This is a genomic window from Streptococcus sp. HMSC068F04, assembly GCF_001837455.1.
GTDB lineage: Bacteria > Bacillota > Bacilli > Lactobacillales > Streptococcaceae > Streptococcus > Streptococcus salivarius_D.
The window spans coordinates 1-12502 of sequence record NZ_KV832472.1; the positions used below are offsets into that span (position 1 = coordinate 1).

Annotated in this window: 13 protein-coding genes; all 13 read right to left on the reverse strand. The window is 39.6% G+C overall.

Annotated elements, in window-relative coordinates; genetic code table 11:
- Positions 1-238: 238 nt before the first annotated feature.
- Positions 239-712: an ECF transporter S component gene (locus HMPREF2571_RS03400; RefSeq protein WP_013989951.1), complete on the reverse strand. Its 474-nt coding sequence runs from the start codon at positions 710-712 to the stop codon at positions 239-241.
- Positions 702-1463: a bifunctional hydroxymethylpyrimidine kinase/phosphomethylpyrimidine kinase gene (locus HMPREF2571_RS03405; protein ID WP_013989950.1), complete on the reverse strand. Its 762-nt coding sequence runs from the start codon at positions 1461-1463 to the stop codon at positions 702-704. The genes HMPREF2571_RS03400 and HMPREF2571_RS03405 overlap by 11 nt, the downstream gene beginning before the upstream one ends.
- A complete protein-coding gene (gene truA / locus HMPREF2571_RS03410; RefSeq protein WP_013989949.1) occupies positions 1456-2202 on the reverse strand; it encodes a tRNA pseudouridine(38-40) synthase TruA in 747 nt (248 codons plus the stop codon). Before truA ends, HMPREF2571_RS03405 begins: the two co-directional genes overlap by 8 nt.
- 104 nt (positions 2203-2306) lie before the next feature.
- Positions 2307-3440 (reverse strand): molecular chaperone DnaJ, encoded by a 1134-nt coding sequence (gene dnaJ, locus HMPREF2571_RS03415; RefSeq protein WP_013989948.1) that lies wholly within the window; start codon positions 3438-3440, stop codon positions 2307-2309.
- A gap of 87 nt (positions 3441-3527) precedes the next feature.
- Entirely contained in the window at positions 3528-4322 is a 795-nt protein-coding gene (locus HMPREF2571_RS03420; RefSeq protein WP_041817180.1) for a hypothetical protein, read from the reverse strand.
- Positions 4323-4683: 361 nt separating this feature from the next.
- Positions 4684-6507, reverse strand: coding sequence for a molecular chaperone DnaK (gene dnaK / locus HMPREF2571_RS03425; protein WP_002886397.1), 1824 nt, complete (start codon positions 6505-6507; stop codon positions 4684-4686).
- Between the two features lie 85 nt (positions 6508-6592).
- On the reverse strand, positions 6593-7117 hold the full coding sequence (gene grpE / locus HMPREF2571_RS03430) for a nucleotide exchange factor GrpE (RefSeq protein WP_002886396.1): 525 nt from the start codon (positions 7115-7117) through the stop codon (positions 6593-6595).
- 38 nt (positions 7118-7155) lie between these two features.
- On the reverse strand, positions 7156-8190 hold the full coding sequence (hrcA, locus tag HMPREF2571_RS03435; RefSeq protein ID WP_013989946.1) for a heat-inducible transcriptional repressor HrcA: 1035 nt from the start codon (positions 8188-8190) through the stop codon (positions 7156-7158).
- A gap of 192 nt (positions 8191-8382) precedes the next feature.
- Positions 8383-8964, reverse strand: coding sequence for a glycoside hydrolase family 73 protein (locus HMPREF2571_RS03440; protein ID WP_014633693.1), 582 nt, complete (start codon positions 8962-8964; stop codon positions 8383-8385).
- Entirely contained in the window at positions 8961-9758 is a 798-nt protein-coding gene (locus tag HMPREF2571_RS03445) for a M15 family metallopeptidase (protein ID WP_070847206.1), read from the reverse strand. The genes HMPREF2571_RS03440 and HMPREF2571_RS03445 overlap by 4 nt, the downstream gene beginning before the upstream one ends.
- Positions 9745-10449 carry a histidine phosphatase family protein gene (locus HMPREF2571_RS03450; protein WP_002886392.1) on the reverse strand — a complete coding sequence of 235 codons (705 nt, stop codon included), beginning with the start codon at positions 10447-10449 and terminating at the stop codon, positions 9745-9747. The genes HMPREF2571_RS03445 and HMPREF2571_RS03450 overlap by 14 nt, the downstream gene beginning before the upstream one ends.
- Before the next feature lie 115 nt (positions 10450-10564).
- Positions 10565-11902 carry a PFL family protein gene (locus tag HMPREF2571_RS03455; RefSeq protein ID WP_002886391.1) on the reverse strand — a complete coding sequence of 446 codons (1338 nt, stop codon included), beginning with the start codon at positions 11900-11902 and terminating at the stop codon, positions 10565-10567.
- 17 nt (positions 11903-11919) lie between these two features.
- On the reverse strand, positions 11920-12186 hold the full coding sequence (locus HMPREF2571_RS03460; RefSeq protein ID WP_002886390.1) for an ACT domain-containing protein: 267 nt from the start codon (positions 12184-12186) through the stop codon (positions 11920-11922).
- Positions 12187-12502: the final 316 nt, after the last annotated feature.

Consider the following 12502-nt stretch of genomic DNA (forward strand, 5'->3'; position numbering starts at 1 on the left):
CAACTTCTATATTCTAGCAAATCTAGAATGACTTGTCAACACTTTTTTCGAAGTTTTTTTACTTCTCGTGTTCGCCGCCCCTTCCGAAACAGCTTATTTATAATATCATCTCTCACTTGTCTTGTCAATAACTTTTTTAAAGTTTTGGAACCTTTTCAAGTTTGTGGCAAGTCTGTTAAGACAACTTTTATATCTTAACACCCAATTTAGTTATTGTCAATAGGGTTTAGTAATGTTATTAACCTTTTTTAGACTGAACTTTTTTGAATCCTTGATACAATACCCATCCAACAACTACACCAAAAGCATTCTGGCAGAAATTAGGAATCACTTCTGCGATTGAAGCTCCTGTTCCATACATAAATACTGAAGCAAGTGCATAACCACCCACCATCACAACTGCTGCAATCAGAAGACCTAGGATACGATAGTTCCCTTTAAAGCCAGCAAAATAACCTTGTGCACCATGGATTAACAAACTGATAAACATCCATTGCGGAGCAGATGATAGCAAATCTATCAGAAAAGCAGACAATCCGCCCACAATTGCCCCCTCTTTCTTCCCAAGATAGAAGGCTGTGAAGTAGATTCCCCCATCTACCAAGGTTAAGAGCCCTGTCGGAGTTGGAATTTTAGCTACGAATCCAAAGGTCACTGATAAAGCTGTTAAGATAGCCAATAATGTTAGCTCTTTTGTTTTCTTATTTTGCATATTGAACTACTCCAAATTCATTTGATTGTTTAATTGATTCATAAACAAAGGCTTTAGCATTTGTCACAGCTTCTGTTTCTGAACATCCTTTAACTAATTCACTAGCTATACTTGAAGCAAATGTACATCCTGCACCGGTATTGTTTTTATCCAACACAACTTCCTCAAATAATTTGTAGTCTGCTCCATCATAAAAGACATCTATCGCTTTATTTCCATCCAAGCGGTTTCCACCTTTGACAACGACAGTCTTAGCTCCTAATTCATTGAGATAGCTAGCCGCATGCTTCATATCATCCAGAGTCTTGACCTTTCTATCTATAAGCAGTTCGACTTCAGGTAAGTTCGGAGTGATAACCGTGATATAAGGGAAAAATTTAACCAATTCATCACGTAGTTGGGAAACTTCAACGTCATGAGTCTCCTTACATACTAAAACGGGATCCAAGACAATTGGAATATCAGAATGATTTTTAACAAAATCCAACGTTAATTCTGCAATCTCAACGTTAGGCAACAAGCCAATTTTAATTGCTGAGAAGGGGACATCTTTTAGTGAATCAAGTTGTTGTTTAAAAACATTAGTATCAACCGGAATGACCTCAAAACCGTTCTCAGTCATAGCTGTTAGACAGGTAAGAGCCACAAATCCATGCTGTTTATTTGTGGTGAATGTCGCTAAATCTGCATGAAGTCCGCCACCACTAAAAATATCATTCCCTGAAATCGCTAAAATCAATTCATCACTCATACCTTATCTCCTTTAAATATAGCCCATTTCCTGCTGCCGTTGGTCCTGCAAGATTACGGTCACGACTTTCCAACACTGTCTTCACTTGTGAAACAGGCATGCGGCCATTGCCAATCTTTAACAAGGTACCCACCATATTTCTAACTTGCTTATAGAGAAAACCATTACCAGAAAAAGTAAAGATATAAAATCCAGTTTTCTCATCGATAGATACACTAGCCTGTGTAATTGTACGTTCTTTATTTTCTACAGAAGTTCCTGAAGCTGTGAAGCCTGTAAAATCATGTGTACCGACCAAATCCTTAGCAGCCTCCTGCATAGGAGCTAAACTCAAAGGATAAGGATAGTGGGTCGCATAATTACGCATCATGGGGTTCTTAGGTCGCCCTGCATCTACTAGGAACTCATAAGTTTTACTGTGCTTGTTGTATCGCGCATGGAATTCCTCCGATACAAGTTCGATACTAACAACATCAATATCATCTGGACATTGCGTATCCAAACCAAAACGTAACTTCTCTGGATCCCGCTCCTGGGGCAAATCGAAGTGTATAACTTGTCCATAGGCATGAACACCTGCATCTGTACGACCCGCTCCATGAACGGTGACAGGTGTTCCGCTATTTAACCGTAAGAGAGTCTTTTCAAGTTCTTCTTGAATAGAACGTGCATTTGGTTGTCTTTGAAAACCTGAGAAAAGTGTACCATCATAGGAAATTGTCGCTTTGTATCTAACCATAAAATTATCATATCAGATTTTTTCAAGGATAAAAAGTAGGTCGATTGTCAACTGACCCCATACAGCTTTGACATAAAGAAAAAGACGCTTTCAGCGTCCTTCCTTTATAAATCTTCTAAGGCATCCTTTACTTTATTGAAGAAACCTTTTTTCTGTGGTGCGATTTTTTCATCTCCACTTGCCTTGGCGAATGCAAGGAGAGCTTCTTTTTGAGCATCGTTTAGCTTCGTAGGAGTTACAATCTTAACTGTAACGTGTTGGTCTCCTTGTGAACCTCCACGAAGACGTGGAGCACCCTTTCCTTTTAGACGGAAAGTTTTGCCTGTTTGAGTTCCTGCTGGAATAGTCATCTCAACGTTTCCGTGAACTGTTGGTACTTCGACAGTATCACCAAGAGCGGCTTGGACAAAAGAAATGTTAAGTGTATAGTAAATTGTTGATCCATCACGAGTAAACTTATCGCTTGGATTAACATTGATGATTACAAAGAGGTCTCCATAAGGACCACCATTGAAACCAGCTTCACCTTGACCTGCAAGACGGATTTGTTGACCTGTTTCAACACCTGCTGGAATCTTGACAGATACTTTGTGGCTTTGTTTTTCATGTCCTGTTCCGTGACAAGTTTGACATGGCTCTTTAATTTCTTGACCTGTTCCATGACAGACATCACAGGTTACTTGACGACGCATCATACCAAGTGGCGTTTGCGTATCGACATTGATAACCCCTTGACCATGACAGCGACCACAAGTTACAGGGCTAGTTCCAGGTTTTGCACCAGATCCTGAACATGTCTTACATGTTGCTTCACGATTGTAGTGAACTTCTTTTTCGGCACCAAAAATCGCCTCTTCGAAGCTTAGGTTGACACGGTACTGAAGATCATCACCTTGACGTGGAGCATTTGGGTTACGAGTAGCACCACCACCAAAGAAGCTAGAGAAGATATCCTCAAAGCCACCAAAACCTGCACCACCATCGAAGCCACCAAAGCCTCCTTGACCACCAAAACCATTCGCACCATCTGGTCCGTATTGGTCATAGGCTGCACGTTTTTGGTCGTCACTTAAAGTTTCGTAGGCCTCTTGGACCTCTTTATATTTTTCTTCCGCACCTGGTTCTTTATTAATGTCTGGGTGGTATTTCTTAGACATCTTACGATAGGCACGTTTAATTTCGTCTTGAGAGGCATCCTTAGATACCCCAAGACGATCATAAAATTCAGTATTGTTCATACAAGATACCAAGAGCGAACACCCTTGTTCCTTTCTGTTATTGTTATGAAATGAACCCTTAATTTTAGACAGGTTCAGTTCTTTTGATTAATTAATGTCCTTAAAATTATACTTTTCTAATTCTAATTTTTTCTCAATTTCAAAGTAACAACCTTTTTCGTTTTTAGCGATATAAAAATCATATACTTTGTTGTAACGCTTACTATTTCTTGTCTTGACTTTCTCTTTTAATTCGCAAAGTTTTTTTCCAGTAGTTTCAAAAGCTACTTCTTTTTGATCAACTATCGTTAGGAAAATCACTCTTTGTTCATCCTTAATTTCTTTAAAAAAAGTTTCACTTAGAGAATACCATGTCGCCCAGCTAACTCCATTGTTTTCAGCAATTTCTACATAATTCTTACTATACTTTACATATTTAGAGTCTATTTGATTATGTATTGCATATTTTCGCTTCAACTCTTCTACTCCAGGTAACTTTACATCAACATTCTCTATTTTCTCACTAATATAATTCAAGTATGTTTTTAAAAAAGTATCTTCATAAGCTGTATTTTTTTCTAGCTTATTAATATGTTCGAAACACGCTTCTTTAACTGAATAAACTCCCTTCCCATCATAGTAAGCATTGATTTCATCAATATCTTTCAACATTTGAAGATTCTTTTCGTACTCCCTATCATATCGATTTACAAACCAAGAATATATAGCAGCTATACCGACAAGTAACGTAGCCAAAATTTCTGGAGATATGATTATTTCAAAGTTGCTATCCCTACTACAAGTATAAAAGCAGACATAAATAATTACTATGAGAATTTCACATATAATAAGCCCCCAATATCTTTGTATAAATTCTTTCAAGCTCTCTACCACTATTTTCATTAAACTTGGCCTTTTCTTTATTAATAATCTATGCTTCATCCAAAAACAGAGGCTGGGTTGCAACCTCTGGATTTCTTACTATACTTATGACGTTTTATAATAAAGTAGATTATACTTTATTTTAGAACTAGTAAGGCTCAATTGAGTTTCGGCTAAAAACTTCGGAAAAAAGATAAGCCATCTTTTGTGCATCGCACAAGGCGATGGCTTTCTATTTTTCTTTCGTTTTCTTAACGCCTCAACATCTGACTAAATTGAGCACGCCCTAACCTCTTGGTGAAAAAGACAAATCTTCCTAGAAACTAGAGTTTCTGCGTCAGATTTCCTATTTTCACTGTGAGGCTTTAACGGACTTTGCATCTTACTTTTCAGTAAACTCTCCGTCTACAACATCGTCGCCTGAGTTGTCTGCTGTTTGTGCACCTTCTGCTCCTGCTTGAGCTTGTTGTGCTGCTGCAGCTTGTTCGTAAAGTTTAACTGCAAGAGCTTGAGCTTTTTCGTTAAGAGCTTCCAATTTAGCCTTCATGTCATCAAGATTGCCTGATTCTTGAGCTTTCTTAAGGTCATCAAGAGCTGATTGAGCAGCATCACGTTCTGTGTCGAAGCCTTTACCTTCTGTTTCTTTGATTGTTTTTTCAGTCGCAAAGATAGCTTGGTCAACTTCGTTACGAAGATCTACTTCTTCTTTACGTTTTGCATCTGCTTCAGCATTTGCTTCAGCATCTTTCATCATCTTTTCAATTTCTTCGTCTGTCAAACCAGAGTTAGATTGGATGACAATTGTTTGTTCTTTTTGAGTTCCAAGGTCTTTAGCTTTAACAGATACGATACCGTTCTTATCAATATCGAAAGTAACTTCGATTTGTGGGATACCACGAGGTGCAGCTGGGATATCAGTCAATTGGAAGCGTCCAAGAGTCTTGTTATCCGCTGCCATTGGACGTTCCCCTTGAAGAACGTGGATATCAACGGCTGGTTGGTTATCTGCTGCAGTTGAGAAGACTTGTGATTTAGATGTTGGAATAGTAGTGTTGCGGTCAATAAGTTTTGTGAACACTCCACCCATTGTTTCGATACCAAGTGACAATGGAGTTACGTCAAGAAGGACAACGTCTTTGACATCACCAGTAATAACACCACCTTGGATAGCAGCACCCATGGCAACTACTTCATCAGGGTTAACTGATTTGTTTGGTTCTTTACCAGTTTCAGCTTTAACAGCTTCTACAACGGCAGGGATACGAGTTGAACCACCGACAAGGATAACTTCGTCAATATCTGACAAGCTCAAACCTGCATCTGAAAGGGCTTGACGAACTGGAGTTTTCGTACGTTCTACAAGGTCACGAGTCAAATCATCGAATTTCGCACGAGTCAATGTCATTTCCAAGTGAAGAGGTCCAGCCTCACCAGCAGTGATGAATGGCAAGCTGATTTGTGTTGAAGTAACACCAGAAAGGTCTTTCTTAGCTTTTTCAGCTGCATCTTTCAAGCGTTGAAGAGCCATCTTGTCTGTTGACAAGTCGATTCCATTTTCTTTCTTGAATTCTTCAACCATGTGGTCGATGATTTTTTGGTCAAAGTCATCACCACCGAGTTTGTTATCCCCTGCAGTTGCCAACACGTCAAAGACACCGTCACCAAGTTCAAGGATAGATACGTCGAATGTACCCCCACCAAGGTCGAATACCAAGATTTTTTCTTCTTTATCAGTCTTATCCAAACCGTAAGCAAGAGCTGCTGCTGTTGGTTCGTTGACGATACGTTCTACTTCAAGACCAGCGATTTTACCAGCGTCTTTTGTTGCTTGACGTTGTGCATCATTGAAGTAAGCTGGAACTGTGATAACTGCTTTAGTTACTTTTTCACCAAGGTAATCTTCAGCATAACCTTTCAAGTATTGAAGAATCATAGCTGAAATCTCTTGTGGTGTGTATTCTTTACCGTTTGCAGAAACTTTTTCAGAAGTACCCATCTTAGATTTGATAGAGATGATTGTATCTGGGTTTGTTACTGCTTGACGTTTTGCAGCGTCACCAACGATGATTTCACCGTTTTTGAATGACACAACAGATGGAGTTGTGCGGTTACCTTCTGGGTTTGCGATAATTTTTGATTCAGTTCCTTCAAGAACTGCTACTGCTGAGTTTGTTGTACCTAAGTCAATACCAATGATTTTAGACATATGTTTTCCCCTTTTTACTTTAATTTCTATTTTGCTTTTTTTATCTTTCATTCATAGTTTTCTGTCATTTCGGACAAGTTTTCAATTAATTATATACAACTACCATAGCTGGGCGTAAGACGCGTTCGTGGAGTTTATACCCTTTTTGGAAAACTTGTGCAATCGTGTCTGCTGGATGTTCATCATCTGCAGGCATTGTTTGAATTGCCATGTGGAAGTTATGATCGAAATCACCATCAGCTGGAATTTCTTCAATTCCTTCCTCTTTAAGAGCATGCACTAAACTTTCTTGCACCATTTCCAAACCTTTTTTGACATCATCAGTCAAGCCCTCAACGGCAAGAGCACGTTCAAGGTTATCAAGTGATGGCAAAATCGCTTTTGCCAAATCTTGGCTACGATACTTTTGCAATTGTTGACGTTCTTCATTTGCACGTCGCTGAATGTTTTGCATTTCTGCATGGGCACGAAGGTATTTGTTTTCAAATTCTTCGGCACGCGCTTGGGCTTCTTCAAGTTCAGAAGGTTCGCTTACTTCCTCTACAACTTCTTCAGTTGTCTCCGTAGCTTCCTCTTCTTTCACTTCTTCTTTTTTAATATCTTCAGTCAAGGCATACACCTCTTTCTATACTTTTTAAATGTTATATCTTAGCTAACTTCATAATGGTTACTATTGAGGTAACGGTAATAATCCGTCAACTTCATAACCAAAACTCTACTAATAACATTGACCAAACTAACCATGCGACGATAATCCATTTCAACTGGGCCAATCACATGCATGAGTGCCATCCCACGATAAGGAATCAGGAATTTATGACTCATAACTGTGACATTTTTAAGCGCTTCTTCAGTTGATTCTGCAACCGAAATCTTGGTCACTTCATCATCGGAGATAGCTGATCGAAGCTCAAGTGCCACATGTTGTGGATTGTCCAAAAATTGATAGGTTTTTAAGTCGGCATAAGTCAGTGATGCAACCTTACCTTCGATGAAAATCAATTCCTTAAAAAGTTGTGAAAAGATATAATCAAACAAATCAAGAACATTATCTGTTATCTTGAAATACTTTTGCACAATCTGAGGAATCTCAGTTCTCAATCGGTAATGGATCTCTAAGACAGTGTTTCCTAAAAAACGTTCTTGAACAAGCTTATGAAGAATTTCCAAATCACTAGACAAGAAATTTTTTGGAATAGCAAATTGAACTGTCACAGGCTTAGATTCATCTAGAGTAAGAACCGCTAAAGCGTCGTGATTGGATAGATGAACAATGTCAAATCCAGTCAGACGTTGTCGTGTCGGTTCCACATCTTGAATCACTGCTGTACATCCTGTCATTTCTGCCAGCAGCTTCGCCGCTGCATCCAAGATATCTTCAAGTTTAAAGGCTTCAAAATCAAAGGCCTTGACCACTTGATAAACATCTTGTTCATCAATCGTATCAAGATTCAAAGAATTAGCGACGAAATACTGGAAACCTGCTCGGCTTGGCATACGCCCACTAGAAGTATGAGCTTTTTCAAGATAGCCCATCTTTTCAAGCTTGGCCATGTCATTACGAATGGTCGCTGAACTCGAATCAATTGATTCTTGTAATGCTTTAGAACCAACCGGTTCATGTGTACGAGTGAACATCTCAACTATCAAATTCAAAATAGTGTTTTGCCTTTGCGTAATCACGATGTCACCTCATTTCTATTTATTAGCACTCTAATACATCGACTGCTAACTTATGATTCTATTATACACCTAAACTTGAACATGTCAACCCAAAAAACCAAAAAATTAGCACTCTTTTTGTAAGAGTGCTAAAAATACATCTTAAGACCTAGAAAAGCAAAAAAAGAGCACCTCAGAGGCACTCTAATCTTATCAATCATATTTTGACAAATGATAGGTCTCAATAATAGATATGAGGTGTTTGGCATAATCTGGATCACTGCTAAAACCCGCAGCTTGTAGTTTTTCTGCCGCAACTTTATAACTAGTCGTTCCTGCCACCTCTTTATAGGTCGACTCGCCCCATGTTCCTTGGCGAAGTTCTTCTAAATAAGTCATCATAGAACTTGACCAATCCTTAAAAACTGCAAAATCCACCTTTTGATATTGCCATTTCCCTTTACTGTAGATACTATCCTTTAAACGAATACGTTCTTGACCTGGCTGAGCAGGAAGACTGTAGATGTTATGATATTTAACAGATAAAAGACTGCTACCATAATTCGACTCATATGCAGCTTGACTAAGGAGAATAGACGCAGGTACACCATAGTTTTTAGACATCTTTTGAGCTGTTGGAGCTAAGGTCTCAATAAATTCTTGCTGTGTGTAAGCAACCTTTACCGCACGAGCATTATCAGCTGTAGAGGCATGAAGAATCAAAGGTAAGAGAATACCTAAAGCAAAAACAACAACTAAGGTAATAAAGGCTTTTAGTTTAAAACGTCGTCTCACTTAGTTTTCTCCTTTAATAATGCCAAATATTCCTCCAAAGTAAGATTATGTTCAGTCATATACTCTGCTGACTCTTTACCAACATAGCGGAAATGCCAATCCTCGTAGCCTACACCCGTTGACGATGTTTTACCATCTGGAAAACGAAGAACAAAGCCATATTTCGGCGCCAATTCTTTGACTTTAGCTACTGTATCTGGATCTGCTTCATTTAAGCTATCTACAGTACTCATATCAATCGCAAGACCTGTTTGGTGTTCACTCGCTCCTGGTGGTTGTGAATAGGTTTGAACCTTTTTCTCCGCCTGAGACTCCGTCAAACTTGGGTCAGCAGCCATTTCCTGCTGAACATAACTGTTATAAAGTTCTGTCTGATAAGCAACACTACGATAACCTGATATCAAGTGATAACTTGGATCAATTTCTTGAGCAGCTGCTAAAAACTCCTTAACGTTCTTAGCAATTCTTGCATCTACAGAAACACCATCGACATCAGCAATCTCAGGGTTAAGTTCTTTAGACTTATTATCTCGATTTACCAAAAGCAATTCCCAGTCTTTAGGCGATACATCAGGTAGTCCCTTTGTATCCTTGCTTCGAGTCGCATCGGTGGCTTGTTTACTACTTTTTGTTACTGACGATCCATTGGCTTGTTGGACTGTACGACTGACACCAAATACTGAATAAAGTCCTGCTGCAATCAAAAGCATCGCAATCAAGACACTACTGATAACCAAAAACCAGTTGGTTTGCTTTTTCGCCTGACGGCGACTTGGATAGTTATTTTTTACCATTTTCTTTTTCTATTATCTCTCGCCCAACCTGACGATAGGTCATATCGCCAAGTGCTTCTAATGTAAATTTACCATTTTCATAAGCAACAACAGTAACCGAACCGTTGTCCAATGAAGGATGCTCGACAGAAGGATCAATTAACCAAGCAAAGGTTGCAATGGTCATACCGTGACTAACGACGATAGCATTACCTCCACCAGACCTCTCAAGATCTTCTGCAATAGCTGTGAACCCCTCTAAAATACGTTTTCTGAGCACTTCCCAAGGCTCTGCCCAACCAGCCGTATCCACATCAAGAATACCTTGTGCAAGCTCAGGATAAGTTACCTCATGCAAATCCTTACCTTGAAAAGCATCTGTTCTCGGTAGCACACCGTAGAAAAGTTCACCGTCATAGCCACCATCTAAACTACCAAAACACCACTCACGAATACGTTTGTCACGTTTATAAGGAATAGTTTCCAAACCCGTCTCACGTAAAATGATATCCATGGTTTGAATCGTTCGACCTGAATCACTAGAATATGCGGCCTTGAAAGGAATACCTGCTGCTTTCAGACCTACTCCCAATTCACGAATACCTTCCTCACCGAACGGGGTCAAAGGGCTATCAGACCAACCTTGTGCACGACCAATGGTGTTAAACATCGTTTTGCCGTGTCTCGCAATATACAACTTAACCTTACTCATAGCGCCCCTTCTTTCCGTCATTTTTGAATTCATTATAGCACAAATCCCCTCGACTATCTAGCCAGCGAGACCATCAGAAAATGCCTTACCAATTGGCAAAGCATTTATCATCCGCTTAGTTTTTAAAGCTGTGAACAGGAGCTGGGATTTGACCACCACGCGCAATGAAGTCAGCCGATGAAGCTTTGTTTACCTTCATTACTGGTGCATAACCAAGAAGACCTCCAAGTTCCAACATATCACCTTCCTTACCATAAGGAATGATACGAACAGCTGTTGTTTTCTGGTTAATGACACCGATTGCCGCTTCATCAGCAATCATGGCCGCGATTGTTGTATCTGGCGTATCAGCAGGAATAGCAATCATGTCTAGACCAACAGAACAGATAGCTGTCATGGCTTCCAATTTTTCAAGGTTGATATGACCAGATTGAACCGCCGCAATCATACCTTCATCTTCAGAAACTGGAATAAAGGCACCTGACAAACCACCAACTTGGTTACATGCCATGATACCACCTTTTTTAACTTGGTCGTTAAGAAGGGCTAGAGCTGCAGTAGTACCATGCGTACCAACAACTTCAAGACCCATCGCTTCAAGTACACGGGCTACTGAATCACCAACTGCTGGTGTTGGCGCAAGAGACAAATCTACAATACCGAACTCGACACCAAGGCGTTCGCTGGCCATTTGACCAACCAACTGACCAACACGTGTGATTTTGAAGGCGGTCTTCTTAACTGTTTCAGCTAGAACATCGAAACTTTCGCCTGGAACTTTCTCAACTGCACGTTGCACAACACCAGGACCTGAAACCCCAACATTGATTACAACATCAGCCTCACCAACACCGTGGAAGGCACCTGCCATAAATGGATTATCTTCAACCGCATTAGCAAAGACCACCAATTTACCTGGGCCCATTGGATCTGCCTCAGAAGCCTCTTTGATGATACGTCCCATGTCACGTACCGCTGTCATGTTAATACCAGTCTTTGTTGAACCAATGTTGACAGATGAGCAGACAAAATCAGTCTCTGCAAGCGCACGTGGAATAGAATTAATAAGAATCTCATCACCTTTTTGGTAGCCCTTTTGAACGAGTGCAGAGAAACCACCAATAAAGTTAACACCGATTTCCTTAGCTGCTCGGTCTAACGCCTTCGCAAAAGGTACATAGTCTGTTGCATCTGTTGCCGCACCGATGATTGAGATCGGAGTAACAGACACACGTTTATTAACAATCGGAATACCAAGTTCAGCCGCAATCTCGTCACCAACAGCTACCAAATTCTTAGCCTTAGATACAATCTTGTTATAGACTTTTTCCGCCGCCTTATCGATATCTGAATCGATACAGTCTAGGAGTGAAATCCCCATGGTAATGGTACGAACATCAAAGTTCTGCTCCTCAATCATGGCAATGGTTTCTGTGACCTGTTTAATATCCATTTTAAGCTACTCCTATCTTACAAGTTGTGCATAGCATCAAAAATTGCTGAACTTTGGATGTTGATTTTAACGTTCAATGACTCACCAAAGGCTTCCAATTCAGCACGTAGGTGTGTAAAATCTTGTTTGTCTTCCGATGATACAACCGCCATCATGGTAAAGAATTCATCAAGAACTGTTTGAGAAATATCATCAATATTCAAGCCAAGTTCTGCCACCTTAGTCGCAACACCCGCAACAATACCTGATTTGTCCTTACCTACAACTGTAATAATCGCTTTCATGAGAAGCCTCCATCATTTTATTTTGTATAATTTTAGCATATTTTGATTAAAAATGCTATTTTTTATGAAATTTGCATCTTTTTTCTTGAAAAAACGAATATTTCCGAGAAATTTAACCAATATCGTTTATGAGAACATCCTCTCTTTGACTCAACTACTTGTGGATAAACTTGTTCACAACCTAAATAATATCTCTCTTATAAAACCCTGAAAAATCAAGATTCAACACTATCAACAGACTTTTCCACACCTGTGGATAAGTCTGTGGGTAACTTGTCGATAAACAAAAAATATCGCCAAATCCAGGCGATATCTT

Bases quoted from the DNA above. Each gene is read 5' to 3' on its own strand.
- dnaK (WP_002886397.1), bottom strand. From the start codon at position 6,507: ATGTCTAAAATCATTGGTATTGACTTAGGTACAACAAACTCAGCAGTA.
- HMPREF2571_RS03455 (WP_002886391.1), bottom strand. From the start codon at position 11,902: ATGGATATTAAACAGGTCACAGAAACCATTGCCATGATTGAGGAGCAG.
- HMPREF2571_RS03460 (WP_002886390.1), bottom strand. From the start codon at position 12,186: ATGAAAGCGATTATTACAGTTGTAGGTAAGGACAAATCAGGTATTGTT.
- HMPREF2571_RS03450 (WP_002886392.1), bottom strand. From the start codon at position 10,449: ATGAGTAAGGTTAAGTTGTATATTGCGAGACACGGCAAAACGATGTTT.
- truA (WP_013989949.1), bottom strand. From the start codon at position 2,202: ATGGTTAGATACAAAGCGACAATTTCCTATGATGGTACACTTTTCTCA.
- dnaJ (WP_013989948.1), bottom strand. From the start codon at position 3,440: ATGAACAATACTGAATTTTATGATCGTCTTGGGGTATCTAAGGATGCC.
- HMPREF2571_RS03400 (WP_013989951.1), bottom strand. From the start codon at position 712: ATGCAAAATAAGAAAACAAAAGAGCTAACATTATTGGCTATCTTAACA.
- HMPREF2571_RS03445 (WP_070847206.1), bottom strand. From the start codon at position 9,758: ATGGTAAAAAATAACTATCCAAGTCGCCGTCAGGCGAAAAAGCAAACC.
- HMPREF2571_RS03420 (WP_041817180.1), bottom strand. From the start codon at position 4,322: ATGAAAATAGTGGTAGAGAGCTTGAAAGAATTTATACAAAGATATTGG.
- HMPREF2571_RS03405 (WP_013989950.1), bottom strand. From the start codon at position 1,463: ATGAGTGATGAATTGATTTTAGCGATTTCAGGGAATGATATTTTTAGT.